Raw genomic sequence first — 26595 nt, 5'->3', positions numbered from 1 at the left:
AATTATGCTGGCTGAAGACAGAGAAACAAATAAAAAGGAGATTGAAAATAAAATCAAAGAGTATTTTACTAAGCGAAATGATATCTCAGCTGTCTATATTTTTGGTTCTTTTAATACTGAAAGATTTAATCAAAATAGTGACCTGGATCTGGCTGTGATTTATTTAGAAGGGTTGGATAAATTTAAGCGGTTTGATTTAAAATTAGAACTAATGGCCGCTCTGGAGAAATTAATTGAGCTTGAAGTAGATATTGTTGATTTTGAGAATGTTGATTTAAAACTTAAACATCAGATTCTGGATGGGAAATTGATTTACTGCAGTGATCAGAGCCGCAGAGTTGAACTGGAAAAGCGAGCAATTTTAAATTATATAGATATGCGTAAATTTTATAAAATTAATGATCAGAACCTGGGAAAGGGGTTTTAGCTATGGTAGATGCAGAAGTAGTCAGAAATAAGCTTGAACACCTGGAAGAATATATCAATGATCTGGAGGAATATCAGGATTTAAGCCTTGAAAAATTGCATGGAGATAAAGTGATATTTCGTTATTTAGAAAGAACAATTCATTTAGCAGTAGAGAGTGTCCTGGATATTGGCAGCCATATTATAAGTGATGAGCGGTTTGGGAATCCTAAATTTAACAGTCAAATTATAGAGATCCTGGCTGAAAATAATATTATTAAAGAAAATGTTGAGAGTTATATAAAAATGGCTAAATTCAGGAATATAATTGTTCATGATTATGCAGAGATAGATCCTGAGATTTTACTGATGATCATTAAAGAAAATTTAAGTGACTTAAAAGCTATTTTCAGGTGGTATAAGGAATATATTGATTAAAGCCTTCAATCCAGGACGGTGAGATCATGGAAAAGTTAAAGAGAAAACTTGAACCTGAGCTTAAAGAAAATATAGCTAATTTTTTAAAAAGAGAAGCAAATGTTAAGCTGGCCTATATTTTTGGCTCTTATGGCACGAAGTATCAAAATACCGGTAGTGATCTTGATTTAGCTGTGTTTTTTGATGATCCACCGGAGATCCTTGAGCAGATGGAGCTGGCAGCAAGCCTGGAATTGGAATTAGGAAAATATGATATTGATTTAATCAATTTGAATAATGTTAAGCTAGATTTTAAGTATGAAGTAGTTAAAGGTGGAGATTTAATTTACAGCAGAGATGAAATTGAGACTGCTGAGTTTAAAGAAGAGGTTTTAAGACTTGGTCCTGAAGCTGAAGAAATTAAATATAAATTTCAGCAGGAGTATATTACAGCAATAAAGGAAAAAACATCAGGAATAAATCATAAACGGATAGCAGAAAAGCTAAGATTCATCAGAGCTAATCTGAAAAAGTTGAAAGAACTAGCTGAACTTGAAAAGAAAGATTTTTTGAGTGATTACAGAAACTTTGATTCTGCTAAATATAATCTGCAGGCAGCAGTAGAAGCTATGCTGGATATAGCAGCCCATATTATTTCTCGAGAAGGATATACAAGTCCTAATACAAGTGCTGATTCTTTTAGAATACTTGCTGATGAGGGAATTATTGCAGAAGATTTGTTGTTAAAGTTTGTTAAAATGACTAAATTTAGAAATAGAATTGTTCATCTCTATGATCAAATTGATGAGGAATATATTTATAAAATCATAAATAATAATCTGGAAGATATAGAAAGTTTTGTTGATTTAATTGCCAATAGATATTTCTAATTTGCTTCTAATATTCTTTTAAAGTATTTTTAATCCAGGGCTGCTATTATATAATTAAGCTAAAAGAAATACAGTTTTCCCCTTTTTTGAAGCTGCTGCAGAGAGCAGCTATAACATAGATTTAAAGTACTAGATACTTTTCTCCTTGTTTTTACCGCCCTTTTCCCGGGGCGGTTTTTTAGTTTTTATTTATAATTTTTGTATTAGGTGATATAATAGAAGTAGAAATAATTTGTCAGTTATCTAAAAATTTTGAGGAGGGGTAAAAGTGGAATTTGTTAGAAAAATAATTAATAGTGATGATATAGAGTCTATTGTTAAACTGCCGACTGAATTAAAAAATAAAAGAGTTGAAATCTTAATCTTACCTGTTGAAGAAAATAAAAAACAGCAGGAATTTGATCCCCAGCAGTATAGAGGAATATTGAATATAGATTCAGACGAATTAGAGAAAGAATTATCTGACATGCGGGATGAATGGGATAGATTATGATGTATTTAATAGATACGAATATTTTGATTTACTACTTTAATGATAATATTCCTGAAGAGCAGACTAAAAAAGTAGAAAATATTTTTAACAACTCTTTTAATATTTCCTTGATAACTAAAATTGAATTTTTAGGTTTTCCGAGACATACAGATAACTCTTTTAAAAGAGCAGAAGAATTTTTGGGTCATGCAAAAACTTATAATTTGAGTTCTGAAATAATTGATAGAACGATTAAATTGAGAAGAGATTATAAGATTAAGCTTCCAGATGCAATTATTGCAGCAACTGCCTTAAATAATGACTTTGTTTTAGTCACCAGAAATGAACAGGATTTTATTAATATTAAAAATATCAAGATCTTTAATCCATTTAATGATAAATAAGTTATATAATATCTTTATTTAAACCGCCCTTTTCCCGGGGCGGTTTTTTCATGTTTAATAAATTTCTAATCAAAAATTAACTTGTTAAAAGCTGATTTTTGTTCTATAATTAAATTGTGAAATAAATATCAAAAGGAGTGGTAATAATGACAAAAGTAATGACATCTCCAGGAAAGTATGTTCAGGGTAAAAAGGTAATTGAGGAAATGGGAGATTATATCAAAGATTTAGGAACTAAGGCCTTAATCATTGCTGACCCAATTGTAGAAGAATTCTTTTTTGATCAATTAGAAGTGGGACTAAAAGATTTAGATTATGAAATCGAATATTTTAATGGCGAATGCTCAAAAGTAGAAATCAAAAGACTGAAAAAAAAGGCTGTAGAAAAAGGTGCAGAGATGGTAATCGGAATGGGTGGGGGAAAAACTCTAGATACAGCTAAGGCAGCTGCTCACTATGCTGATTTACCTGTAGTAATTGTGCCCACAATTGCTGCTACAGACGCACCATGTAGCGCTTTATCTGTTATTTATACTGAAGAGGGAGTTTTTGAAGAATATTTATTTTTACCCAGAAACCCTGATGTAGTAATAGTTGATACAAAAATTGTAGCTCAGGCACCGGTCAGGTTCTTAGTTTCAGGAATGGGAGATGCACTGGCGACCTATTTTGAAGCTGCTGCTTCTGCACTTACTAAAACCACTGCAATGTCAGGTGGGGCTCCGACAATGACAGCTCAAAATTTGGCTGAACTCTGCTATAATACTCTGCTTAAATACGGCGAAAGTGCTAAAAAAGCTGCTGAAGCCGGTGTAGTAACAGAAGCTTTAGAAAAAATAGTAGAAGCCAATACTTTACTAAGTGGGCTGGGTTTTGAAAGTGGAGGTTTAGCTGCGGCTCATGCAATTCATAATGGATTTACAGTTCTGGAAGAAACTCATACTAAAACTCATGGAGAAAAAGTTGCTTATTCTACTTTAGTCCAAATGGTATTGGAAGATAGAGATCCCGTAGAAATTGAAATGGTAATGAATTTCTGCAGAAGAATTGGGCTACCTACTACACTTGCTGATCTGGGGATTACAGAGGTCAGTGAAGAAAAAATTCTTCAGGTAGCCGAAGCCAGCTGTGCTGAAGATGAAACAATTCATAATATGCCTTTTGCAGTAGATGCTGAGATGGTCAAAGATGCTATTCTGGCAGTTGACGCACTTTAAATTAGTGTTTCTAAACAGCTGATTTGATATAAATTAACAGTTTAACTAGAATTAGATATTTTTAATAACTCTAATGATTTAAATAATTAATATTTATTTAAAAACGCCCTTTTGCTTATATGATCCCCTTATGGTAGACAGATTAAATAATAAAAATCTGTTTATCAGAAAGGGGATTTTTTATTTATAAATCTCTTTTTAGGTGGTATAATACTTATATACGCTAAATAATACATATAGTCTTTATTTTAGACCTTAAAAAGGGGGACAAAATGGAAAAGAAAGCACTATCTCAAAAGCTTTATTTTTTGGAAGGAATGTCAGTCGATAAGGTTTCCAGTCTGCTGGATTTAAGAAAATCAGAAGTAGAGACCTATGTTAGTCAGCAGGATAATTTTCAGATTAAGAGTGGGCAGGGAAACTATGAATTTAGAGTATTGAAAGGAGGTTCAATTTCCAAATACAGTGCGGCTAATTATAAACCATTTTTTGATTCTATACTTGATCAGTCGAATATTATAAGTGATTTTGAAAGATATTACAGAAAATATGATATTCTGGGCATACCAGAAATCAGAACTTTTCTGAAATATTTTTTTGGAGATGCTTTAAGTACTGATAATTATAAGGGTAGTTTTAGATATATTTTTGAAATTAAACCCAAAGAGATAGATGAGTATCAGGATGAGATTTTTTTGTTTTCAATTCTTGATATTAAAGGTGGTTTGAATTTTCATATTTTTAACAGGCAAGAACAGGATAATCCAGCAGAATTATCAGAGTTTGAGATTGAAATCATTGAGTTTTTCTTTATAGCCTTAATTAAAAATGCTAATAATTTTGTTAGAGAAAATGAGCTTCAGATTAAGGAGTTTTACGATACAATTTACGATCCACCATGTATTTATGGATACCGGAACAATGAAGCCTTTTTTAAAAGTTTTGATGATAGGGATGATTTTAATCTTGAGAGCCGAGAATTAGAAAAAGAGCTGAACAAAGAAATAGAAATTATGGGTGAGAAAAATATTCCAGCAGCTCAAATGATTGCTCAAGCCAATCGGGAAGTTCAAAACTATGAGCTGACAAAATTGTATGAGAAAGTCTATATTAACATTGGAGATGTGATACTGGATAATAGATTTATCCTCAGAAAATATCCTGAGATCTATAAAGTTCTGCATGATCTGACAAAATACTGTCTTCTGGTTAATTTATTTTTAGATTCAGACAAAGATTTAGCTGAACAGAGGGTTAACAGATATTTTAAAGTAGATACTGTCGAAACAATTTCTGATGATGTAATTATTTTACTGGCTGAAGCAACTAAAGATTTTTTAGAGGCCAATTATTCTCCCGCAGCTCTTGATTATATTTTCTCCAACTATAGAGCGGAAGTCAAAAAACTGCTGGAAGCAGACGACTATCAGGATATTAAAAAGATTAATGATGCTGTGATTGATGAAAGAATCTACCCTGAATTTTTTGGCTACAAAGTAGTCGGTTTCTGGGAGAAATTAACGAATTAACTTTTAATCTCAACCTCAGCCAGTTTTTTTTTAAAGATCAAAACTCATTGAAATATAAGTAGAGTCTTTTTCAGTCTCCAATTCTGCTTTAAGTTGCTTAAATATTTCTTCCTTCTGCCCATAGTTAAAAGAAAGCAGAAAATTATTATCCTCCGTTTTTACTTTAAATTCTACTGTTTCTTCCGTGTTTAATACTTCAGAAGATATTTTTAGATAAAGACTGCTTAGAGCTTTTGCAATTAAATAGAAAATTTGCTGGTAGAATTCTTTAACTGACTCTGACTGATCAATTGCTACTTTTTTTAGATCATCAATTATTGAATTGAGATATTTTCTAAACTGCTGCTCATCATTTTTAACAAGAGAGTTTCTTAAATAGTAGATGTCTACACGATTAATTTTGTCGTCAGTCAGAAAATCCAGCAGATTAATTAAAAAATTGCTCTCCACCTCAAAGTTGGGGAAATCCAATTTTACTAAACCCTCAGCTGAAATTTCCTTAATCGTTAAATATCCGGTCTGATACATAAAAGGAATAACTGTTAACTCTTTGATGCTGGCCGGGTTCAGTTTGCTTTTTTCCACTTTTAAATCTTCGAATCTTGCAATATTAAAATCTTCTCTCTGAATAAGATGGAACAATAATTTAGGTGAGCCGCTGTTAAACCAGTGGTTATCAAAAGACCCAAAATCTAAAACTCTGGCTGCTGCAAAAGGATTATAGACCTTAATATCTTTTTCCGTAAAGCGGTAGCCGAAGTAATGCTCTTTAAAAGCTTTTTTTGCTTCTGCTGTAGTAAGTTCATATTTGGCTTTAAGTTTGGAGAAATAAGGAGTTAAATACTGAGCTAATTCTGCTTCCGTAAATCCGGTCAGCTCTGCAAATTCAGGCTTCTGATCCAGTTCAACTAAGTTAATTGACTTCGAAAAAATTGAACTACTGCCAAATTTAATAATACCTGTCAGATAGACTTTTTCCAGATGATCTGCAAGCTCTTCTAAAATCTTATAAAAAGATTTCAGTGCTTTTTGAAACCTCTCATATTTTTCAAAATCAAACTGATAGCTGTGAGAATCGATTAGACTTGCAAATACGGGCTTATCATATTCATCAATTAGAATCACAACTTTTTTCTCAAATTTTTGATATAATTTTAGGATTAAATTTTTTAACATCCTGGGAGCTGTATCGGTTTCAAGTTTCAGATCATATTCTCCTGCCGCTCTCTCCAGAGCATAACCCAGCGATTTATCCAGACTTTCTGTGCTTTCTGCAACAACCGCACAAAAATCAAGGTGAATAACTGGATATTCTTCCCACTGCCAGTCCTGATTATAGAGATCTAAGCTGGTAAAAAGCTCCTTTTCTCCCTGATAAAAACTTTTTAGAGTATTAACAAATAATGACTTACCAAAACGCCGGGGACGGTTGAGCAGAAAAAACTTTTCCTCACTGCGAGCGATTTTGTAGACAAATTCTGTTTTGTCTATATATAAAGAATTGCTTTCTATAATTGATTTAAAATGGGCCCGACCAGTTACTAAATCCTGCATTGTTTTCCCCCCTACTTTATGTTCGTGCTGTAGTAACAATTAAATTATATATCGATGATAATTTTTGGTCAAGGTAACTTTTATAAAGTTTTCATCAAGTAGCTTTAAATAAGTTAGGGTGTTCATTAATGATCTTTGAAACTGGCTTAAATTCAATTTTTATATTTATAATCTTCACAGTAGGTGATATAATATAATTAGAGTTAAGTTTTCACTTTAGGAGGGATATCAATTATGAATCTTTCACAGGAGCAGAGAAAAAAAATTAAAGATATATTAAATAAACACAATATTAAAAGAGCTGGAATATTTGGTTCCTATGCTCGCGGTGAAGCTGTTAATGATAAAAGTGATCTTGATTTAATCGTGGAACTTTCTCAAAATGATTTGTTTGAACTTACCGCTGTAAAATTGGATATTGAAGAAGCTCTGGGTTTATCAGTTGATATTATCACTTATAGTGGATTGAAAAAATTTGCAAAAAAAGAAGACTTTAAAAAAGAAGTAATAAAAGATCAGGTGTCATTAATATGATTTCTAAAAAAGATCGAGATTATTTGAATGATATTTTATATAGTATTGAAATGATATATGAATATTCAGATGGCATTTCTAAACAAGATTTTTATGAAAGTCAGGAAAAACAAGATTTAATAGTGCATCGACTTGAGATTATTGGGGAAGCAGCTAAAAGATTATCTGATGAAGTTATAAATAATTATCCTAGAGTTCCTTGGAGAGAAATAAAGGGAATGAGAGATGTTTTAATTCATCAATATGATAGTATTCTATTAGAAATAGTATGGGAAACATTTAAAAATAAAATACCAGAACTTGAAATTGAAATAAAAAATATTTTAGATTAGTTTTGTATTGAAAGAAATAATAATTGAACATCTTGAAGGAGTTAATATGGAACAAAAAATAACAGATATTTTAAATATATTAAACAGCAAAGATAGTCCTTCCCAGCGGGAAATAGCAAAAGAGGCCGGTATTTCTTTAGGTCTGGTTAATACCCTGCTTAAAAAGTGTGCTAAAAAGGGTCTGATTAAAATTGAAAGGCTTAATTCCCGGAATATTAAATACATCTTAACCCCGGCTGGTATTAAAGAAAAAACTAAAAAGACTATTAGATATGTTAAAAAATCTTATCAGGCAATTAAAGAAATTGAGGCTGAGGTGTTAAAATTGGCAGCCCGGGCTGAAAAAGAGGATAAAGATCTTTATCTCTACAGTGATGAAGAGGAAGATGAGATCCTTGATCTGGTTTCTTTAGTCTTAAGGGAAAACAATTTGGAATTTGAAGTGTTTACTGCAGAGGAAGAACTGGCCAGGATAAATAAAGAGGAGAGCCTGCTTCTGCACTGGGATCCGGATTTAAAAGTAGAGCACCTGGAGCCGGTAAATATCTTTATTTAAATTTTATATTTTTTTGGAAATTAAAGCTGCTCTTAGTTGGGCGGCTTTTTTGGTCTGGATTAAATATATTATTTCAACCTTTTCCATTTGGCATTTCTGCCTTTACCAAGAACTTCAATTACATTATCCTTTTTTAACTGTCTTAAGACTCTATCAATAGTTGAATCTGAAACGTCAGGACAGGCATTTCTAATATCATCTTTGGAAAAAGTACCGATAATATTTTTTACAGCCTGTTCAACCCTATAGCTTTTATTACCTTTTTTTGCTTTCACCATACCTACACGTTCTTCAAATTCTTTATAGGCTGCTAAAAGTGTTCCGAGAAAGTATTCTAACCAAAAAAATAAGTTATGTTTTCCTTCATGCCAGCCTATGGAAGATTTATTTAATGTCTTATAATAACTTGATTTACTATTTTCTATAATTTTTTCTAAACTTATATATCTTCCTACTTTATGATCATATTTATATAATAATAGTAATGTTAATAACCTTGATATTCTTCCGTTTCCATCATTAAAAGGGTGAATACAAAGAAAATCTAAGACAAAACTTCCAATTAGGATTAATGGTTCTATGTTCTCTTCTTGCATTTCGTTATTCAAAAAGTTACAGAGAGAATCCATAGCGGCAGCAGTATTTGATGCAGCAACCGGTTTAAACCTAACAAATTTTTCACCATTAGGTAGGATTTCACCAATAATATTGTCCTGACTTTTCCAACTTCCACCTTTTTCAGATATATATTTATACAGATCACGGTGTAACTGTAAAATTATATTTGAAGTTACAGGTATTGCCTCATAAGAAGTATGAATAGTATTTAAAACATCTCTATAACCTGCTATTTCTCCTTCTGATCTTTCTCTAAGATTGGTATCATCTTTCATTATCTCTTTTAGTCTTTTATCAGTAATTACAATTCCTTCAATACTGTTTGAAGCTTTTGTACTCTTTATAACAGCGACTTCTTGAAGTTTTTCTAATATTTGTGGAGATTGTTCTATATATAAATCCTGTTTCCCCTTATATTCGTTTATTTTCCCAATTAACTTAACAATATTCATTGGTATATCTAACTTTTTTAATCTATCATCTTTAAATGACATCATAATATACTCATCCTTCCTAAAACATATTCATTAAACAACAAATGACTATGTTTATTATAACATAAATATGTTCATAAGTATATAAACATACTTAAATGACTTCTAAATGAGTATATTTAAGAGATTAATGACTATATTAAATTTAAGCTTTTTTACCTGGATTTCGAATAATATAAATGCTATAATATAGCTGAGCTGATCGACTATTAAAACTGTAAAACTAAGAAAAGTTGGTGACAGCTACGTTTTTACTATTTCAAAAGAGCTTAAAGAAAAATATGATTTTTTAGAAGATAGAAATCAACCGGAAACACAAAATCGAGAGGAACTATAATTATGAGTCTAAGTTGGGGGCTGAGATATGAATTGGAAATTCTGGCAGAATGATGACCAAAAAAAACTTTTAGAGAAAATAGAAAAATTAACTGAAAAAGTAAATTCCATGGAAGAAAAAATTAATGATTTAGATAAGTCAGAGAAAAAAATGAACCGCCTGCAGTATAAACAGAATCAAGATCTTTTCAAAAAAATTGATGAGCTTTCACAGCTGGTTGATCAACAGAGCCTTGATCAGGAATTAATCTCTGAATTAAAAAGCAGAGTTGATAGTTACAGCTTAAATGTCGAAAACAGCAGCAAAAAAATAATTGAGCTCATTGATGAGTTTGATCTGCTTAAAAGAGGTCTGGATAGTGATGAAAATAGCTGGAGTAATTTACTGAAAAACTGGAGTCAGAGACTGCTTAAGATTTTAGAGCAAAATGATATCTACCAGTTGAATTTAAAAGATAAAGAATTTGATCCCCGCCGGGCGGAAGCCTTAACCACTGTAAATTCGGAAACTCTAACAGAATATTCGCAGCAGCAGGATTCAAATTATAATAATAATCAGATTGTTGAAGTTATCAAACGAGGTTATCAGGATCAGGAAGATAATATATTACGCAAATCACAGGTAGTTGTCTATAAGGAGGCCAAATAATGACTAAAGATCGTTTTAGACCGGTGGTAGGGATTGATCTGGGGACCACTAACTCGTCACTTGCAGCTATTATTGAGGGAGAAGCAACCGTTATAACTCTGATGAAAGAAAGCAGTCCGCTGCTTCCTTCGGTTGTTTATATTGATCAGAGGGGTGAGGTTATTGTAGGTAATGATGCTAAATCAGCTCTGGTGGCCCTGCCGGAGCGCACAGTAGCAGAGGTAAAAAGAAAAATGGGAGAAGAGGTTATGATTGAGCTGGCAGATCAAAAGCTGCTGCCGGAGGAGATATCAGCCTTAATCTTAAAGGAACTAAAAAAATATGTTGATCAAATTTATGGTGATGAAGTAGAAAAAGAAGCAGTGATTACAGTCCCTGCCTATTTTACCGACCAGCAGCGTCAGGCTACCAAAAAAGCTGGTGAACTTGCAGGTTTTGTAGTTGAAAGAATAATTAATGAACCAACAGCAGCTGCTATGGCCTATGGTCTTGATAAACTTGATGATGACCACCAGTTTCTGGTCTATGATCTGGGTGGAGGGACCTTTGATGTCTCTATTCTGGAATTAATGGGCGGAATCCTGGAAGTTAAAGCCTCGGCAGGTAATAAAGAACTGGGCGGCTCCGATTTTGACAGACTGCTTTTGGATTATTTTTCTGAAAAAATTATTGAAGAAAGTGGTCTGGATCCAAGAGAAGATCTCAGCGCCTGTGCCCGTCTAAAAGAAGAAGCGGAAAAAACAAAAATAAAATTATCAGATCGAAAACAGGTTCAGGTTTCTATACTGGCTCTGATGGTAAAAAATAACCAGCCGGTTGCCTTTGAGATGGAAATAAGCAGAAAAGAATTTATCGATTTAATTGATAATTTACTTATGGAGACTTTAAATAGTGTTGAGAATGTACTGGAAGATGCGGAACTGCTTCCGGATGAGATTGAACAGGTGATTTTAGTTGGTGGTTCAACCAGAATCCCGAGGGTCAGAGAACTTCTGCGTGACTTTTTTGATCAGGAACCCCATAGTGAGATAGATCCCGATCAGGCGGTAGCAAAAGGAGCAGGTGTGCAGGCGGGGATAAAAGCAGGTCTGCTTTCTGATAGTGGGATGATAGTTACAGATGTTGCTCCTTATTCGCTGGGAATAGAGGTGCTTAAAGACCAGGGGGTTCTGGGCTTTAAACCGGGCGGTTTTGAAAGTATTATTGACAGAAACACAACGATACCAACCAGTAAAACAAAAGTATTTACTACAACTTTTGACAATCAGGAAGAGGTTAAGATTAAAATTTACCAGGGTGAAGGTGACTGGGTAGATGAAAATCATTATCTGGGAGAATTTATTCTGGACGGAATTCCAGCTAAAAGAGCCGGGGAAGAAAAAATTGCAGTTAGCTTAAATTATAATATTAACGGGATCCTTGATGTAACTGCCAGATCGCTCTCTACAGATAAGGAAATGCAGCTTACTGTCCAGGATGCTGTTGACCGAAAATCAGAAGAATCTTATCAGGAAAGCCTGGAGCGGCTGGAAAACTTTCAGAAAGAGCTTGCAGGAATGACAGGGGATGCTGAAAACAACCTGCAAAAAATTGAATATAACCCGGCTCTGTCTGGAGATATTGAGGAGTCAGAACTTGATGATTTTGCAGCAGAGGGTGAGGGTTTTGAGGGACTGGCTTTAGAAGCAGAACATTTAAAAGAGCGGGCCGGAGAATTATTTGTAGAAAATGAGAATATCAGCCGCTCAGAATTTAAGTCTATGATTAAAAGACTTGATCAGGCACTTGAGAGCGGGGAAAAAGACAAATTACGGCAGGCTCTGGAAGAAGTTTTCGAAGAAATTCTGGATCTGGAAATGGGGGAATAATCTTTTATGAAATTAAAAAATAGTGTATTTAAGAGTTCAAATCTCTACCGCATTCTGGGTACAAATTCCAATGCGGGGGAGGAATTAATTAAGCAGAGATATCTGGAAAAGGTTCGAGAATTTCCACCGGAAGAAAATCCGGAGGAGTTTAAAGTAATTAGAGAGGCCTATGATACCCTAAAAGATCCCTTTAAAAGAAGTGGCTATGATTTAGAAACTAAATATCAGGGTCAGGCGTCAAAATTTTTGCAGGAAGCATTAGATTATATGGATTGGGGGAAGATTGAAGAGGCAGAATTTCTTTTAAACAAAGCAGCGGAACTTGCTGCTGATAATTTATATATTTTAAGATTCAAGGCAGAAATTGCTGTAATGAAAGAGGATATAAATCTTTTTAATGATATTTTTGCACAGCTGGAAGAACTTTTTCCAAAAAAGAAGGAGTATTTACTGTTGTTGAATAAAATTGTTCTGCTTCTGGAATCAGAACAATACACAAAATATGCCCATAAAGTTCTAAAAGAAATGGAAAAGAAATTTCCAGATAAAAAATCAGAAATGACAGATGTCTATCTCGGTGTTTATGATCAGCAGGGAAAGTTTAATAAAATATGGAATTTTTTATCAAATGAATTAAAAACTTTTTCGGAGCCTGATGAAGATAATATCCGACATTTTTTAACAGCAATTTTTTTGATAAATAAATACGAAAAATGGAATAAAAAAGACAGCCTGATTGCTTTAACAGAATCTTTTATAGAAAAGATAAATCAAGATCAGGAATTAAGAAATTATATTATTTATGTTCTTGATGAAAATTACTATGAAGCAGAAGAACATGGTGCTATTAAGGCTCAATTGTATTTTACAGAACTGCTTATGTTATTTGAAGATGATTCAAATCTTGAGCTTGAATATAAGAAATTACAGCTGACAGAGAAGATTTTAAATGAAGTTGACAGAATGTCTGCAGATCCTAAGTTATCCCCCTATATTTTCTATACAGGCAGCAGGTTATTTTTTGACTGGGCCTATGAAGAGCTGGATCCGGAAAATTTTGTAGATTTTCCAGACAAATATGCTATGCAGAACTTTAAAGAAGAATACTCAGCAAATTTACAGGCGGTAAAAAGATTAAAAAAGAAGTATCCCAGGCTCTATGATACTTTTAAAAATGAGTGGGATAAGATCACCGCTAACTGTCGGGAAAAACTTAATAACAGGCAGCTTTCTCTATTTGAAAAGCAGAAAAAAACAGAACAGGACTCTGATTACAGGGAGCTGGCATCAGGGCAGATTGTTAGCAAAAATAAGGTGGGCCGCAATGATCCCTGTCCCTGCGGCAGTGGTAAAAAATATAAAAAATGCTGTCTTAATAAATAACCTCACAATGCTATATAGGTAAGTATATATCAAACTGGAAGGAGATGGTTATCATGGATGTTGCAAAAATATTTAAAAATGGTAGAAGCCCGGCGGTTCGTCTTCCTAAAAAATATCGTTTTAATGATGAATCTGAAGTTTTTGTAAATAAAATTGGTGATTTTGTTATATTGATTCCAAAAGACAGCAAATGGGAAACTCTTACTAAGAGATTAGATAGTTTTTCTGATGATTTTTTAGAAAATAGAAATCAACTTTAGCAAGTTTTCTTGGTCCAATTGAAATATTACCTTTTGAACAGAATGTAGCTATAAAATATGGAAGTATTAGAGCAGATCTAGAAAATCAAGGCAGGATTATAGGAGCTTATGATTTAATGATAGGTGCTCATGCTATAGCAGAAAACTTGATTTTAGTTACAAATAATACAAAAGAATTTAAAAGAATTACAGATCTTTCTCTTGAAAATTGGGCTAAATAAATATAATTACATTTTTTATAATGCATCTAGAATTTTAACTTGTTCTTGTTTCCGCTTGCTGGAATCATTGATATAGTCAAATTTAAGATATATAATTAGTATATAAGGTAGTTTCCCGAAAGTAGCGGAAAACTGAAAAACAGAGAATACTACTCAATTGTATTCCTCTATTCAGGAGGATTTTTTTTAGGAGTTGAATTATATGTTTCTGGCATCAGTTTCAGATGTCAAAATGGATATAAGCATAGATTTGCCACTAATATTGATAGAATTTATTTAACAATTACTTCTTAACCTGACTGTTTGCCTTTTATATATTGAGTAATAATATCGATTGCTTCCTCGCTTGATATTTCTCCCTTTAAATATTTTTCTCCGATGATCACACTAAGTTCATCCATTTCAATATTTTCTACAGCCAGTGATGCCCTGACATTTTCTATTGCCTCTTTAATTTCTTTGCTGATCATTCTTTTCATTGAGATTATCCTTTCTTTATCAATCATATTTAAAATGATATAATATCAGTATAATAGCTTTGACTTAAAATATCCATTAAAAGGAGAAATTATTATGAGCATCAAAAAAGAAATAGAGTTGCCAGAAGAAATACTTTTGAGTTTACGCCTGGATGAAGATGAAGTCATTAAAGAAATGAAAAGAACTCTGGCAGTTAAATATTTTAAAGATAGAAAATTGTCCATAGGTCAAAGTGCTGAACTTGCCGAAATGATAGAAGAGGATTTCATTAAACACTTAGGAAGTCAGAATATTTCTATTTTTAATATTGATGATCTGGATGAACTGAAAAAAGATTTGGGGAATTGTTCAATCTGCAAAGGTGATTTAGAAAAAGGAAATGTAAATCATATTGTTGATCTTGATAATTTTATTATTATTATTATTAAAAATGTTCCTGTTAATGTGTGTAAACAATGTGGCGAATATTATTTAGAGCATAAAGTTGCCTTAGAAATTGAAAAAATTATTGATAGTTATAGAGAAAATGCTGCGGAAGTAATAATTATTAATTATTTTGATTTAGTTGCTTAAAATTTAATGTGACAGATGACTGAGAGCGGTGATTATAAGAAGTATACTGCTCTAATTTAATCTATTTCTTCAATTTTAGTATCTTTTATATTTCTTTTTTCAGTGTCGAAATTGATACCAATTAAAACTAATTTCTTGTCTTTAATTTTAAATCTCTCAGCATAATTTTTATCTTTTATTTGCTGTAAAGCTATCTCAGCATTTTGATTTGCCTTAAATTCTATAATATAAATATCAGTTTCAGTTTCAACTGTGCAATCTATTCTTCCTTCAGATGTTAGTACTTCGGAATAAACATTTAAATTGTTATCTGTTAATAAAGTGGTAATCAGATAAAAAATGCTGTTATAATAAGCCTCTCTATCCTGAAGAGATTTTGGGATATTAATATTAGCCAGACTTGCAAATATTGACATCATTTGTTCAATAAATTCTTCAAGATTTTTATTGATAAGTAACTTTTTAAGTCGGTGTACAACTGGAACCGTAATTTTATTTTGAGAAAATGATTTAGCCAGATTTATAGTAAAACCATTTTCCACTTCAAAATTTGGATAATCTAATTTATAAATCAAGTCATCATCAATTTGTTTAATTGTTAAATATCCTGTTTGGAATAGTAAAGGAATAAGTTCCAAGTTTTCTAAATCATAAGCTTTTAAATCTTCTTTCCCGACTTCTATATTTTCTAAATTACTAATATCAAAATTACTTTTTTTTATTAAATCCACTAAAAATTTAGGAGTTCCACTTTCAAACCAATAATTATCTATTTTTTTTACTTCTAGTGCGCTTGCAATTGAGTAGGGATTATAAACTTTAATATCTTCATCACTGAATCGAAATCCATTATACATTTCTTTAAACTTTTTATACACAGCTTCTTTTTTAATGTCATTTTCGGCTGCAAATTTTTCAAAATATGGATCAAAATTATCATGTAATTCTTTTTCTGTATAGCCCAGCATAAAAGAGAATCCTGGACGCATATCAAGAATTTTTAAATTATTTAAAGCAGAAAAAATTGAGAGTTTGCTGAATTTAGAGATTCCAGTTATAAAAACGAGTTCAAGATGTGATATATGGGATTTTAAGTTATCATATAGAATTTTAAGATAGGCTTGATTTTCCAGGGCAATATCGTTTGAACTATGATGATTTAAATTTGAGACTATAGCCTTGTCATACTCATCAATTAAAACTACGACATTTTTATTATATTTAGAAGCAAGTTTTTCTATTAATTCAGAAAACATATAATAAGCTTTTTCAATTTCCAGCTGGATTCCATATTTATCTGCTATTTTACTTAAAGATTTTTGGAGGCTTTTTTCTAAGATTTCTTTATTTTCTGCAGGGATATTATTGAAATCAAGGTGTATGATGGGATATTCTTCCCACTTCCAGTCATAATCGTAGATATATAATCCCTGGAAAAGATCTTTTTTACCTTCATAAAATCTTTTGATTGTATTTAAAAATAATGATTTACCAAAACGTCGTGGACGTGAGAGAAAATAATATGTTCCAGCTTCAATCATTTTGGTTATGAATTTTGTTTTATCAACATAAAGAAAACCTTCTTTTATTATTTTCTCAAAATCATCGATATCAGTTGCTATTTTCTTCATTATCTCACCTCCAAGTTAAATTAATTATACTTTAAAATTTACTGATTATCAATTAAACTGCAGAAGAAAAAATCAATAAGGATCTGTCTTTTTTAGCAGAGGTAGATGTCGATGAAGAATAATTTAAAAAAAGAAAGAGCAGAAAAGTCTGCTCTTTAGTTTAAATATTCTTCTAAATCCTCAAGTGATTCAATAGTTATAATATCCTTTAATAAATCAGTTCGAATTTCTCTTAAAACAATTAAATCTAATTTATTAAGTTTACTCTCAAGATTGTCCGGAAGCTTATCTATTGGGAGTTTATCCTTTATTAAGATTGAAATAGTTTCAATTAATTCCTGTTTTCTACCTTCTTTCATCCCTTCTTTCATTCCTTCTTTAATACCATCTAATTTACCTTCTTCACGCAACTTATTAGCTGTAGACATGAAAGTCTCACTCCTTTCGGGGATGATTAAATTAACTTTATCATGCATAATATCAAAATCATAATCCTTAATTTCCAGTATATATTTCATTCCTGTTGTGAAGTATTCTAAAATAGTCTTAGTATCATTCAATTTTTTGATTAACTTTAATATGTCAGCAAATATTTTATCATAATCATTATCAATAAAGCTGGTGTGAAGTATTTTTAAAACTATTTGTAACTGTATACTTCCTATAATCTCCAGATCACTATACTTAGAAAAGTCAAAAAGCAAATGTTCAAAGTCTGGAATAAATTTTTCTGTATTTGCTTGAATATTAAACTTAGCGCTGAATCTCTTATCTATATTATACCTCTTTCCCCCATGGTAAATCAAGAGGGGAATTACCAGCGGCAGTTTTTCTTCATCATAATGATCCTGGTGATGCTCCCAGATCCGGACCATATATTGAAGAAGTTGAAAAGAAACATCTTTGTCGGGGTAACTCTTGTGTTCAAAAAGCCAGTAGATATAGGCATTTTGTTTATTTAATTCGACTCGATAAACAACATCAGAAAAATATTTTTTTAGGCATTTATTAACAAATGATTTCTTAGAAATTTGTAACTTGTCGAGATTAATTAAATCCAACAATTCCTGAGGTAAGTAGTTTTTAAGAAAATCTTCTGCGACCACCTTCTTTTCAAACATTTCTTGAAAAAATCTATCATGGGGAGTCTGCATTTTTCCAACCTCTTTCTCTTAGAATTTTACCTTAAATTAAGATAAGACCTGAGGACTAATCTTTAAGTAAATTATATCACAAAACGAACTTGTGTTCAATTAAATTCAAGCTAATTCGACAAAAAAACAGAGAAATATTAATTGATTTTAAAGCAAGAGTGTATTATAATAAAAGTTGTTAAGAAATTGAACACATTAAGAAAGATTAAAAATAGTTTATTGAGTGTCTGCAGCATTAAATCCATATATAAATTGAGATCGATTAAAGAAAAAGCACAAAAATGACAACCGATGTCACAAAGATTGTTAACTGAAAAGTTTTACTTTGTCATTCGACAAAATTAGATACTCTATTTATTTGATGTATATTAAATAATGTTATAAAATAGAACTTGTGAGCGACATAGAAGTATTATTCAATATATGACATCCGATGTCACGAAATAAAATCTTAACTCAGGTACGTTGACAACTGAATATGTATGGGAATCTTTGGAACCGGGGTTTTCATATGGGAAGATGAACTGGGTTAGAGGTTTAAAAAACTATGATATAAGTTCAAGGATCAGGTTATTTTTTTAGCAATACACTTTGATCTCAACAAAGTGGACATAGTGTTGAGGTGGGGCAAGTAAAAACAAATAATAGATAGAGAGTATAAGAGTTTTTTGTATATGAATTTAGGGAGTGAGTTTATATATGAAAAACTATTTTTTTATTTGTAGAGAATTAATTTTGGAGGATACATAATTGGATTTAAGAAAAGATTTAATAAAGGTTTTTGGCTCTAATGTAATAACTTTAGCAGTTGGAATAGTTTCAGGATTAGTTATACCTTCTTTTTTATCGCTAGATCAGTATGCCTATTTTAAAACATTCACCTTATATTTAGGATATGTGGGGATTTTACATTTTGGATTAGCTGATGGGTTGTTTATAAAATATGGTGGTTCTTATGAAGATGAAGTGGATAAGTCTTTATTAAAAGGAGAACACCACTTTTTTTTAATTTTTCAATTTATAATTACAATTTTAATAGTTTTAGTCTCATTATTTTTAGATGATAAAATATTATTAGCGTTTGCATTATGCATCATTCCATTTAATTTACTCACTTTTTATAGATTTTTCTATCAGGCAATCGGGAAATTTGACATTTACTCTAAAATATTAATTTTCCCTCCTATTGTAATGTTAATTGCTAATCTGGCAGTAATTTTCATTTTTGAAATTGAAAACTATTGGCTTTTTATTATAATAAGGTTGTTTGCCTATACATCTATCTTTCTTATTTTAGAATATAATTTTTATAAATTAACAAAACCAGTTGATACAACTATAGATTTTGAGGAAATAAAAAGTATATTTAATATTGGTTTTTTTATTATGTTGGGTAATTTATCATCTATTTTATTTTATTCTATTGATAGATGGTTTGTTAAGTTTTCGTTCACATCTTCAGATTTTGCTTTTTATTCATTTGCAATTTCAATGATGGCAATGATAAATATTTTCATTAATTCAATCACTACAGTCTTTTATCCTTATTTATCCCGTAATAGTAATGATAAGATTTTACAGAAATTAAAAAGTTATTTTATTATTATAGCTTCTTTTGCTAGCGGCTCTTATTTTCTTTTTGCGTTTATAGTTGAAAATTTTATACCAAAACATATTCCAGCATTAAATATTATCGCTATTATATTTGCCGGTTTCCCTGCTTTAATTACAATTAAAGCTTTGTATGTCAATTTATATAAAGTTAGGAAAAGTGATAAATTATATGTAAAAACAGTACTTATTATGCTGACTGTTTCAATAGCTCTAAATTTTGTTGCATTAATAACTTATGGTAATAATACTGCAATTGCTGTAGCAACAACTATTTCTTTTTATATCTGGTTTTATTTTTCATCTAGACACTTTGAGACATTATTTGTTAGTTCAAAGGAAGTTTTATATCTAGGAGTTTTTGTAGTTTTATTTTTATACACGAGTAATTTCATTTCTCTTTTAGCTGGAGCCATAATTTTTAGTGTTGGAATATTAATATTAATATTTAGTTTTTACAGATTAGAATTTATAGCCTTAGTTAATGAATTTAAAGACAAAGGGAAATCATAATTTATTCAGGAGAGGATATTGAGATGTCTAAAAAAACAAAGGGAATAATACTTGCCGGTGGATCAGGGACACGATTATATCCCTTAACCTTAGTAACAAGCAAACAACTATTACCCGTCTACGACAAACCAATGATATATTATCCATTATCAATATTAATGTTAGCTGGAATCCAGGAAATACTTATAATTTCAACTCCAGAAGACTTACCGCGTTTTGAAGAATTATTAGGAGATGGAAGTCAGTGTGGTATAGAACTTAGTTATGAAATTCAGCCTTCTCCAGATGGACTTGCTCAGGCCTTTATAATAGGTGAAGAATTTATTGGTAATGATAATGTCGCTATGATTTTGGGAGATAATATTTTTTATGGCAACCACTTAACTTCTTTACTCAAAGAAGCAGTTAATAATAAAGATCGAGCTACAGTTTTTGGTTACTATGTTGATGATCCAGAACGCTTTGGTATAGTGGATTTTGATGAAGATGGAAAAGTGACATCAATAGAAGAAAAACCTGATAATCCTAAATCCAACTATGCAGTAACTGGATTATATTTTTATGACAATAGAGTAGTTGATTATGCTAAGAATTTAGATCCAAGTGATCGGGGAGAACTAGAGATTACAGATTTAAATAAAATTTATTTAGAAAAAGGAGACCTTGATGTTCAGTTATTAGGTAGAGGCTTTGCCTGGTTAGATACTGGTAAAATGGATACCCTTTTAGAAGCAGCAGAATTTGTAAGAACAATAGAACATCGTCAGGGAATAAAGATCTCTGCTTTAGAAGAAATAGCTTATAGAAATGAATGGATAGATAAAGATACTTTATTAGAATCAGCTGAGAAATATGGTAATTCTCCGTATGGACAGTTTCTCAAAAAAGTAGCTGAAGGTAAAATAAGATATTAATTAGAGGTGTAGTATGGAAATAATAAAAACATACATTGAAGATGTATACATAATAGAGACTAAAGTTTTTAAAGATAATAGAGGCTGGTTTACAGAAAGTTATTCAGCTAAAAAATTTAGAGATAATGGTCTTGATATAGAATTTATTCAGGATAATCATTCTCTATCAAAAGAAAAGGGAGTATTAAGAGGTCTTCATTTTCAGCTTGAACCAAAAGCACAAACGAAATTGGTTAGATGTATTAGAGGTAGCATTTATGATGTAGCAGTTGACTTAAGAGAAGGTTCACCGACATATAAAAAGTGGTTTGGTGTAGAATTGAGTGCTGAAAACAAAAAGCAGTTTTTAATACCCAGAGGATTTGCTCATGGATTTTTAACTTTAAGTGATAATACTGAAGTTCAGTATAAAATTGATGAATATTATGCTCCTGAATATGATAGAAGTATTAGATTTGATGACCCTGAAATAAACGTCGACTGGGGAATAAATAATCCTATTTTATCAGAAAAAGACCAAAAAGCATCTTTGTTAAAAAATAGTGATTGCAACTTTAAATATTAAATTAAGTGAGGTTTAAATAGATGAATATTTTAGTAACTGGTGGAGCTGGTTTTATCGGCAGTAATTTTATATTCTATATGTTAGATCAGCATCCTGATTACAGAATTGTCTGTCTTGACGCTTTAACTTATGCAGGAAATCTAAAAACTTTAGAATCTGTAATAAAAAATGATAATTTTAGATTTGTAAAAGGTGATATTAGAGATAGAGACTTTGTTTTTAATCTTTTTGCCGAAGAAAATTTTGATATGATAGTTAACTTTGCTGCTGAATCTCATGTTGATCGCTCAATTAAAGATCCAGGAGTATTTTTAGAAACTAATATTTTGGGAACTCAAGTTTTAATGGACGCTGGCAGAGAATATGGGATTGAAAGGTTTCATCAAGTTTCAACTGATGAAGTTTATGGTGATCTCCCATTAGATAAACCAGAATTAATGTTTACTGAAGATACACCAATTAAAACATCTTCACCTTATTCAGCTTCTAAAGCTTCAGCAGATTTATTGGTAGAAGCCTATCATAGAACTTTTGCTCTACCGGTGACTATTTCTCGTTGCTCTAATAATTATGGACCATTTCAATTTCCAGAAAAATTAATACCTTTAATGATTTCTAAGGCTTTAGCAGAAGAAGTGTTACCTGTTTATGGTAAAGGAGAGAATGTTAGAGACTGGTTATATGTTGAGGACCACTGCAGAGCTATTGACTTAATCTTACATCAAGGTCAAAAAGGAGAAGTCTATAATATAGGTGGACATAATGAGAGAAGTAATTTGGAAGTAGTTAAAACTATTTTAAAAGAACTTGATAAACCTGAATCTTTAATTACTTTTGTTGAAGATAGAGCCGGTCATGATCTAAGATATGCTATTGACCCTAATAAAATAAGTAATGAACTTGACTGGGAACCGACCATTTTATTTGATGAAGGAATCAAAAAAACTATTAAATGGTATCTTGATAATGAAGAATGGTGGAAAAACATCATTAGTGGTGATTATAAAGACTACTACGAAAGAATGTATAAGAAAAAGCAGGTGAATAACTAATGAAAGTTTTAGTTACTGGTGCTGATGGGCAGCTTGGCTATGATGTTGTTAAAAAATTAGAAGAACTTGATATAGAGCATATTGGTGTGGATAAAGAAGATTTTGATTTAACAAATGAAAAAGAGACTAAAGAATTCATTTTAGATTATCAACCAGATGTAATTATTCACTGTGCAGCTTATACTGATGTTGATCAGGCTGAAGTTGAGAGAGAGTTATGTTATCAGGTTAATGTTAATGGAACTAGATATGTAGCTGAAGCTACTAAAGAGTTGGATGCTAAAATGCTTTATATAAGTACAGACTATGTTTTCGATGGCCAGGGTGAAGAACCTTTTGAAGTAACTGATGAGCCTAATCCAATTAATTATTATGGTGAAACTAAATATCAGGGGGAGCAGGAAGTACAAAAGTTATTAGATAAATTTTTTATTGTTAGAACTTCCTGGGTTTTTGGAGAACATGGTGATAACTTTGTTAAAACTATGCTTAAATTAGGGAAAGAAAGAGATGAAATATTAGTAGTTGCTGATCAATATGGTTCACCTACTTATACAGGTGATTTAGCAAAGTTTATTATTGAGATGATAAAAACTGATAAATTTGGTATTTACCATGCAACAAATGATGGTTTTTGTAGCTGGTATGTGTTTGCTAAAATGATTTTTAAATCTGCAAATATGGATGTTAATGTCAAGCCTGTTAGTAGTGATGAATTTGAAACTAAAGCTAAAAGGCCTAATAATTCTAGACTTTCTAAAGAGAAATTGAATAATAAAAAGTTTAATAAATTGAGAGAAATTGATGTATTTATTGATCATTATGTAAAATCAATTAATTAATTATGTTGGAGAATGAATAAAATGAATATAAATAAAAGGAAAAAATCAACACTATTGTTAGTTCAGACAATAAAAGATGATTATGCATATTTAGAATGGCAAAAAAATAATTTTAATGCCGATATAATTATGAAACCTTTCCCGAAATTAATACGAGGTATTCGTAGAGGATGGATATATTTACATTTGCCATATGAAAATGTTTGGTATAATAATTGGAAAAATGAAATAAGTAATTATGATACTATATTAATCCATGCATCATCAATCACAATGCATTTACCAGAATGGATAAAATCTAAAAACTCAGATATAAAGGTTATTTTGTGGTATTGGAACCCGGTTACTAAAAGGACTGTCCCTACAGAAAAAATCAGAAAATATTGTGAGGTGTGGTCTTTTAATTATAAAGACTGTGAAAAATATAATATGAATTATAATTCTCAATATTATTTTAAAAGTATGACTTTGCCTGAAAACAAAATTGATTATGAAATATTTTTTATAGGATCAGATAAAGGGAGAGCTAAAATAATTGATGGATTACATGAAAATATTGATAAAAATATTTCTACTAACTTTAATGTAGTTACTAATAATTCAAATAATATTAAGAATAAAAATATTATTTCAGATAAAATGTCATATGATGAAATTTTATATAATATTTCAAAATCAAAGTCAATTTTAGAAATATTGCAATCAACTCAAAGTAGTCCTTCATTAAGAACTTTTGAAGCATTATTTTTCTCTAAAAAATTAATTACTAATAATAAAAATATTATAAATTATGATTTTTATCATCCCAATAATATTTTTATTATAGGAGAAAATAAACTACAAAATCTTAAGGGGTTTTTATCATTACCTTATAAAAATATAAGTCAAGAAATAATTGATAGTTATGATATAAATTTGTGGTTTAAAAGATTTTTTAATAATTAAACTTAAGGGAGAATTATATGTCTGTAATAGGATTATTTATTTGTATTATTATAGGTTTAATATCATGGAAATTATGGAGAGATTTTTTGAATCCAGTTTTTATTTTATCTATTGAATGGATATTAATGTATATAATTATCTTATTTAGTTTTGGATATCATTATACCAATGATTTTTATTATATAGTATTTTCAGTGGGTTTTGTTTTTTTCTTTATGGGTTTTTTTGTTTTTAATTATAAACAAATTAGAAAAAGCCCTACTGTTAACAATAAAATTAGTTATAGTGTAACATTTAATCCTTATAGTTTTAGTTTTCTTTTAGGAATACAAGTGATTATAGTTTCAATAATTGTATATAAATTATATAGGTCATTACAGGTTTATTATGTAAATAATCTGTGGTATTCAATAATGAATGCATCAAAATATGGCACATATGAATCGAATATTATTATTGAACGACTTAGATTTTTTGTTATTATTTTTCCAATTGTTTCATTTGCTATATATATGTTAAATAAAAATCAAAAAAATAAGTTTTACTTTTTCTTAAATTTACTTATTTCTATTCCAGTTATATTTACAATGTCTAGATCTGGAATGATAATGATTATTATGACAATGATGTTTTTATTTTTGATTATAAATAATTATAACAATAAGAAAATAGCTAAATGGGGAATTGTTTTATTCTTTTTAATTATTGTTATTTTTTCTATAACTTCTATATGGAAGTTTTTTAATATAAGTGCTTTAGAAAATAACCCAATTAAAATTTTGCAATTCTCTTTTATGAATTATTTTGCACCTCCTATGGTCGTTTTTGTTAAATTTCTTAAAGAATCTAATTCGCTGTTGTTTGGTAAGAATACATTTAGATTTATTTATGCAATATTAGATTTTTTAGGTTCAGATGTTGAAGTTGTAAGTAATATTCAGGAATTTACAAAAATGGAAATTAACAACTTAAATATTGTTTCAAATGTATATACTGTTTTACATTATTATACTAGAGATTTTGGCTTGTTGTTTGCTTTTGTTATTCAATTTATATTAGGCATGATACATGGATTTTTGTTTCATAAAGTTAGAATTTCTAAAAAGAATAATATCTTTTTAATTATATTGTTTTCTATTATGATGTTTCCGTTATTTATGCAATTTTTTGATGATAAATATTTTTCAATTTTATCAACATGGGTACAATATATTTTTTGGATTTGGTTTCTGACTAGAAAAAAATTAATCTTAAAGGTTGATTTTTATGAATATTAATAATAAAAGACTTACAGTATTTACTCCAACATATAATAGGGCTTACATATTAGAACAAGCATACAACAGCCTTTTAAATCAAACCAATAAATCTTTTGTTTGGTTAATAATTGATGATGGTTCAACAGATAATACTGAATCTTTAGTTAAAAAATGGATAAAAGAAGATAAAATAGAAATTAAATATTATAAACAGAAAAATGGTGGGAAACAAAGAGCGCATAATAAAGCAGTTAAGATAACAGATACTGAACTTTTTATTTGCTTAGATTCAGATGATTATTTTACTCATGATGCCGTTGAACTTTTGATTTCAAAATGGGATAAAATACAAGATAAAAATAAAATTAGCGGAATTGTTGCATTGAGGGGATTGGACAAACAAACTCCTATTGGTACCTGGTTACCCACAAAAATTAAATATTCTCCTTTAAATAAATTATATTCAAAATATAATTTTAGAGGAGATACCGCTTTATTATTTAGAACAAATATTTTAGAAAAATATCCTTTTTGGGTAGCAAAGGATGAGCAATTTATAGGAGAAGGTTATGTTTATAATCAAATTGATCAAAAATATCAGATGTATTTATTAAACGAGGTTATATATATTTGCAAATATCTTGATGATGGGTATACAAATAATGTACGAAAATTAATAAAAGATAATCCTAAAGGTTATATGGAGTTAAATAAGCAAGCGGCAATATATTCTACATCTTTAAAAGAAAGATATATGAAAACTATTAAATATATGGTAGGTTTTATTCTGAGTAAAAAATCAGATCCTTTTGATGAGTTTCCTTATAAAGTTTTAGCTATACTAGCGTATTTCCCAGCTCTATTTTATTGGTTTTTTAAGTATAAGAATCTATAAAACTTATAAGGAAAGGATGTTA

The 26595-nt window shown here is 30.3% G+C and carries 29 protein-coding genes; 24 read left to right on the top strand and 5 right to left on the bottom strand.

The annotated features are described in order from the left end of the window. Positions 1-4 precede the first annotated feature (4 nt). The 7 genes from DFR80_RS11320 (at position 5) to DFR80_RS11290 (ending at position 5334) form a co-directional block, all read left to right on the top strand. The gene (locus DFR80_RS11320) at positions 5-427 is read left to right on the top strand and encodes a nucleotidyltransferase domain-containing protein (RefSeq protein WP_114490016.1); all 423 of its coding nucleotides are present in this window, start codon (positions 5-7) and stop codon (positions 425-427) included. Positions 428-429: 2 nt separating this feature from the next. Then, entirely contained in the window at positions 430-843 is a 414-nt protein-coding gene (locus DFR80_RS11315; RefSeq protein ID WP_114490015.1) for a DUF86 domain-containing protein, read from the top strand. Between the two features lie 26 nt (positions 844-869). Next, positions 870-1712 carry a HepT-like ribonuclease domain-containing protein gene (locus DFR80_RS11310; RefSeq protein WP_158537710.1) on the top strand — a complete coding sequence of 281 codons (843 nt, stop codon included), beginning with the start codon at positions 870-872 and terminating at the stop codon, positions 1710-1712. A 268-nt stretch (positions 1713-1980) separates the two neighbouring features. Then, on the top strand, positions 1981-2205 hold the full coding sequence (locus DFR80_RS11305; protein ID WP_114490014.1) for a hypothetical protein: 225 nt from the start codon (positions 1981-1983) through the stop codon (positions 2203-2205). Continuing rightward, positions 2205-2588, top strand: a complete 384-nt coding sequence (locus DFR80_RS11300) for a type II toxin-antitoxin system VapC family toxin (protein WP_199505812.1) — start codon at positions 2205-2207, stop codon at positions 2586-2588. The genes DFR80_RS11305 and DFR80_RS11300 overlap by 1 nt, the downstream gene beginning before the upstream one ends. Positions 2589-2734: 146 nt before the next feature. Further along, positions 2735-3805: a glycerol dehydrogenase gene (locus DFR80_RS11295; RefSeq protein ID WP_114490012.1), complete on the top strand. Its 1071-nt coding sequence runs from the start codon at positions 2735-2737 to the stop codon at positions 3803-3805. A 272-nt stretch (positions 3806-4077) separates the two neighbouring features. Further along, positions 4078-5334: a hypothetical protein gene (locus tag DFR80_RS11290; RefSeq protein WP_114490011.1), complete on the top strand. Its 1257-nt coding sequence runs from the start codon at positions 4078-4080 to the stop codon at positions 5332-5334. A 30-nt stretch (positions 5335-5364) separates the two neighbouring features. Here the strand turns inward: DFR80_RS11290 and DFR80_RS11285 are convergent, their stop codons facing one another. Continuing rightward, positions 5365-6888 carry an AAA family ATPase gene (locus DFR80_RS11285; protein WP_114490010.1) on the bottom strand — a complete coding sequence of 508 codons (1524 nt, stop codon included), beginning with the start codon at positions 6886-6888 and terminating at the stop codon, positions 5365-5367. A 234-nt stretch (positions 6889-7122) separates the two neighbouring features. On the opposite strand from DFR80_RS11285, the gene DFR80_RS11280 reads away from it, so the two are divergent. Genes DFR80_RS11280 through DFR80_RS11270 form a run of 3 tightly spaced genes read left to right on the top strand, consistent with a single transcriptional unit; the run spans position 7123 to position 8310 of the window. Further along, positions 7123-7422, top strand: a complete 300-nt coding sequence (locus DFR80_RS11280) for a nucleotidyltransferase family protein (protein ID WP_114490009.1) — start codon at positions 7123-7125, stop codon at positions 7420-7422. Continuing rightward, positions 7419-7754 carry a DUF86 domain-containing protein gene (locus DFR80_RS11275; protein WP_114490008.1) on the top strand — a complete coding sequence of 112 codons (336 nt, stop codon included), beginning with the start codon at positions 7419-7421 and terminating at the stop codon, positions 7752-7754. The genes DFR80_RS11280 and DFR80_RS11275 overlap by 4 nt, the downstream gene beginning before the upstream one ends. 46 nt (positions 7755-7800) lie before the next feature. Then, positions 7801-8310 carry a winged helix-turn-helix transcriptional regulator gene (locus DFR80_RS11270; protein WP_114490007.1) on the top strand — a complete coding sequence of 170 codons (510 nt, stop codon included), beginning with the start codon at positions 7801-7803 and terminating at the stop codon, positions 8308-8310. A gap of 68 nt (positions 8311-8378) precedes the next feature. Here the strand turns inward: DFR80_RS11270 and DFR80_RS11265 are convergent, their stop codons facing one another. Further along, positions 8379-9425 (bottom strand): Fic family protein, encoded by a 1047-nt coding sequence (locus DFR80_RS11265; protein WP_114490006.1) that lies wholly within the window; start codon positions 9423-9425, stop codon positions 8379-8381. 361 nt (positions 9426-9786) lie between these two features. Between DFR80_RS11265 and DFR80_RS11260 the strand changes: the two genes are divergently transcribed. The 5 genes from DFR80_RS11260 to DFR80_RS11240 are packed head-to-tail and all read left to right on the top strand — an operon-like array spanning position 9787 to position 14139. After that, complete coding sequence (locus DFR80_RS11260) at positions 9787-10407, top strand: nucleotide exchange factor GrpE (protein WP_114490005.1); 621 nt, start codon at positions 9787-9789, stop codon at positions 10405-10407. Then, positions 10407-12275 (top strand): Hsp70 family protein, encoded by a 1869-nt coding sequence (locus tag DFR80_RS11255; RefSeq protein ID WP_114490004.1) that lies wholly within the window; start codon positions 10407-10409, stop codon positions 12273-12275. The genes DFR80_RS11260 and DFR80_RS11255 overlap by 1 nt, the downstream gene beginning before the upstream one ends. 6 nt (positions 12276-12281) lie before the next feature. Continuing rightward, a complete protein-coding gene (locus DFR80_RS11250) occupies positions 12282-13658 on the top strand; it encodes a DnaJ domain-containing protein (protein ID WP_114490003.1) in 1377 nt (458 codons plus the stop codon). A 53-nt stretch (positions 13659-13711) separates the two neighbouring features. After that, positions 13712-13918 (top strand): antitoxin, encoded by a 207-nt coding sequence (locus DFR80_RS11245; protein WP_114490002.1) that lies wholly within the window; start codon positions 13712-13714, stop codon positions 13916-13918. A 17-nt stretch (positions 13919-13935) separates the two neighbouring features. Continuing rightward, the gene (locus DFR80_RS11240; protein WP_114490001.1) at positions 13936-14139 is read left to right on the top strand and encodes a PIN domain-containing protein; all 204 of its coding nucleotides are present in this window, start codon (positions 13936-13938) and stop codon (positions 14137-14139) included. Between the two features lie 290 nt (positions 14140-14429). On the opposite strand, the gene DFR80_RS11235 is transcribed toward DFR80_RS11240, so the two are convergent. Next, positions 14430-14645 (bottom strand): antitoxin VbhA family protein, encoded by a 216-nt coding sequence (locus DFR80_RS11235; protein WP_147270188.1) that lies wholly within the window; start codon positions 14643-14645, stop codon positions 14430-14432. A 67-nt stretch (positions 14646-14712) separates the two neighbouring features. Between DFR80_RS11235 and DFR80_RS11230 the strand changes: the two genes are divergently transcribed. Further along, positions 14713-15192: a UPF0175 family protein gene (locus DFR80_RS11230; RefSeq protein ID WP_114489999.1), complete on the top strand. Its 480-nt coding sequence runs from the start codon at positions 14713-14715 to the stop codon at positions 15190-15192. Positions 15193-15248: 56 nt separating this feature from the next. Here DFR80_RS11230 and DFR80_RS11225 read toward each other — a convergent pair whose 3' ends face one another. Both DFR80_RS11225 and DFR80_RS11220 read right to left on the bottom strand, forming a co-directional pair. Then, positions 15249-16823 carry an AAA family ATPase gene (locus DFR80_RS11225; RefSeq protein WP_114489998.1) on the bottom strand — a complete coding sequence of 525 codons (1575 nt, stop codon included), beginning with the start codon at positions 16821-16823 and terminating at the stop codon, positions 15249-15251. Between the two features lie 155 nt (positions 16824-16978). Then, a complete protein-coding gene (locus DFR80_RS11220; RefSeq protein ID WP_114489997.1) occupies positions 16979-17977 on the bottom strand; it encodes an Rpn family recombination-promoting nuclease/putative transposase in 999 nt (332 codons plus the stop codon). A gap of 750 nt (positions 17978-18727) precedes the next feature. Between DFR80_RS11220 and DFR80_RS11215 the strand changes: the two genes are divergently transcribed. Genes DFR80_RS11215 through DFR80_RS11180 form a run of 8 tightly spaced genes read left to right on the top strand, consistent with a single transcriptional unit; the run spans position 18728 to position 26573 of the window. Continuing rightward, positions 18728-20101 (top strand): oligosaccharide flippase family protein, encoded by a 1374-nt coding sequence (locus tag DFR80_RS11215; protein ID WP_114489996.1) that lies wholly within the window; start codon positions 18728-18730, stop codon positions 20099-20101. Between the two features lie 23 nt (positions 20102-20124). Continuing rightward, positions 20125-21015 (top strand): glucose-1-phosphate thymidylyltransferase RfbA, encoded by an 891-nt coding sequence (rfbA, locus tag DFR80_RS11210; RefSeq protein WP_114489995.1) that lies wholly within the window; start codon positions 20125-20127, stop codon positions 21013-21015. A gap of 13 nt (positions 21016-21028) precedes the next feature. Continuing rightward, entirely contained in the window at positions 21029-21580 is a 552-nt protein-coding gene (rfbC, locus tag DFR80_RS11205; protein ID WP_114489994.1) for a dTDP-4-dehydrorhamnose 3,5-epimerase, read from the top strand. Between the two features lie 20 nt (positions 21581-21600). Further along, positions 21601-22632 carry a dTDP-glucose 4,6-dehydratase gene (gene rfbB, locus DFR80_RS11200; protein WP_114489993.1) on the top strand — a complete coding sequence of 344 codons (1032 nt, stop codon included), beginning with the start codon at positions 21601-21603 and terminating at the stop codon, positions 22630-22632. After that, positions 22632-23474: a dTDP-4-dehydrorhamnose reductase gene (rfbD, locus tag DFR80_RS11195; protein WP_114489992.1), complete on the top strand. Its 843-nt coding sequence runs from the start codon at positions 22632-22634 to the stop codon at positions 23472-23474. Before rfbB ends, rfbD begins: the two co-directional genes overlap by 1 nt. A gap of 21 nt (positions 23475-23495) precedes the next feature. After that, on the top strand, positions 23496-24419 hold the full coding sequence (locus DFR80_RS11190; RefSeq protein ID WP_114489991.1) for a hypothetical protein: 924 nt from the start codon (positions 23496-23498) through the stop codon (positions 24417-24419). 17 nt (positions 24420-24436) lie between these two features. Continuing rightward, positions 24437-25696: an O-antigen polymerase gene (locus tag DFR80_RS11185; protein ID WP_114489990.1), complete on the top strand. Its 1260-nt coding sequence runs from the start codon at positions 24437-24439 to the stop codon at positions 25694-25696. Beyond that, on the top strand, positions 25686-26573 hold the full coding sequence (locus DFR80_RS11180; protein WP_114489989.1) for a glycosyltransferase family A protein: 888 nt from the start codon (positions 25686-25688) through the stop codon (positions 26571-26573). Before DFR80_RS11185 ends, DFR80_RS11180 begins: the two co-directional genes overlap by 11 nt. The last annotated feature ends 22 nt before the right edge of the window (positions 26574-26595 follow it).

It is taken from the genome of Halanaerobium sp. ST460_2HS_T2, from assembly GCF_003337665.1.
Taxonomy (GTDB): domain Bacteria; phylum Bacillota; class Halanaerobiia; order Halanaerobiales; family Halanaerobiaceae; genus Halanaerobium; species Halanaerobium kushneri.
The sequence above is the reverse complement of the archived record's forward strand: the minus strand, read 5'-3'. Positions and strand labels throughout refer to the sequence as shown.

Bases quoted from the DNA above. Each gene is read 5' to 3' on its own strand.
- DFR80_RS11270 (WP_114490007.1), top strand. From the start codon at position 7,801: ATGGAACAAAAAATAACAGATATTTTAAATATATTAAACAGCAAAGAT.
- DFR80_RS11310 (WP_158537710.1), top strand. From the start codon at position 870: ATGGAAAAGTTAAAGAGAAAACTTGAACCTGAGCTTAAAGAAAATATA.
- DFR80_RS11250 (WP_114490003.1), top strand. From the start codon at position 12,282: ATGAAATTAAAAAATAGTGTATTTAAGAGTTCAAATCTCTACCGCATT.
- DFR80_RS11295 (WP_114490012.1), top strand. From the start codon at position 2,735: ATGACAAAAGTAATGACATCTCCAGGAAAGTATGTTCAGGGTAAAAAG.
- DFR80_RS11285 (WP_114490010.1), bottom strand. From the start codon at position 6,888: ATGCAGGATTTAGTAACTGGTCGGGCCCATTTTAAATCAATTATAGAA.
- rfbC (WP_114489994.1), top strand. From the start codon at position 21,029: ATGGAAATAATAAAAACATACATTGAAGATGTATACATAATAGAGACT.
- DFR80_RS11300 (WP_199505812.1), top strand. From the start codon at position 2,205: ATGTATTTAATAGATACGAATATTTTGATTTACTACTTTAATGATAAT.
- DFR80_RS11320 (WP_114490016.1), top strand. From the start codon at position 5: ATGCTGGCTGAAGACAGAGAAACAAATAAAAAGGAGATTGAAAATAAA.
- rfbD (WP_114489992.1), top strand. From the start codon at position 22,632: ATGAAAGTTTTAGTTACTGGTGCTGATGGGCAGCTTGGCTATGATGTT.
- DFR80_RS11185 (WP_114489990.1), top strand. From the start codon at position 24,437: ATGTCTGTAATAGGATTATTTATTTGTATTATTATAGGTTTAATATCA.
- DFR80_RS11225 (WP_114489998.1), bottom strand. From the start codon at position 16,823: ATGAAGAAAATAGCAACTGATATCGATGATTTTGAGAAAATAATAAAA.
- DFR80_RS11255 (WP_114490004.1), top strand. From the start codon at position 10,407: ATGACTAAAGATCGTTTTAGACCGGTGGTAGGGATTGATCTGGGGACC.
- rfbA (WP_114489995.1), top strand. From the start codon at position 20,125: ATGTCTAAAAAAACAAAGGGAATAATACTTGCCGGTGGATCAGGGACA.
- DFR80_RS11280 (WP_114490009.1), top strand. From the start codon at position 7,123: ATGAATCTTTCACAGGAGCAGAGAAAAAAAATTAAAGATATATTAAAT.
- DFR80_RS11190 (WP_114489991.1), top strand. From the start codon at position 23,496: ATGAATATAAATAAAAGGAAAAAATCAACACTATTGTTAGTTCAGACA.
- rfbB (WP_114489993.1), top strand. From the start codon at position 21,601: ATGAATATTTTAGTAACTGGTGGAGCTGGTTTTATCGGCAGTAATTTT.
- DFR80_RS11180 (WP_114489989.1), top strand. From the start codon at position 25,686: ATGAATATTAATAATAAAAGACTTACAGTATTTACTCCAACATATAAT.
- DFR80_RS11275 (WP_114490008.1), top strand. From the start codon at position 7,419: ATGATTTCTAAAAAAGATCGAGATTATTTGAATGATATTTTATATAGT.
- DFR80_RS11220 (WP_114489997.1), bottom strand. From the start codon at position 17,977: ATGCAGACTCCCCATGATAGATTTTTTCAAGAAATGTTTGAAAAGAAG.
- DFR80_RS11235 (WP_147270188.1), bottom strand. From the start codon at position 14,645: ATGATTGATAAAGAAAGGATAATCTCAATGAAAAGAATGATCAGCAAA.
- DFR80_RS11290 (WP_114490011.1), top strand. From the start codon at position 4,078: ATGGAAAAGAAAGCACTATCTCAAAAGCTTTATTTTTTGGAAGGAATG.
- DFR80_RS11260 (WP_114490005.1), top strand. From the start codon at position 9,787: ATGAATTGGAAATTCTGGCAGAATGATGACCAAAAAAAACTTTTAGAG.
- DFR80_RS11245 (WP_114490002.1), top strand. From the start codon at position 13,712: ATGGATGTTGCAAAAATATTTAAAAATGGTAGAAGCCCGGCGGTTCGT.
- DFR80_RS11315 (WP_114490015.1), top strand. From the start codon at position 430: ATGGTAGATGCAGAAGTAGTCAGAAATAAGCTTGAACACCTGGAAGAA.
- DFR80_RS11265 (WP_114490006.1), bottom strand. From the start codon at position 9,425: ATGATGTCATTTAAAGATGATAGATTAAAAAAGTTAGATATACCAATG.
- DFR80_RS11230 (WP_114489999.1), top strand. From the start codon at position 14,713: ATGAGCATCAAAAAAGAAATAGAGTTGCCAGAAGAAATACTTTTGAGT.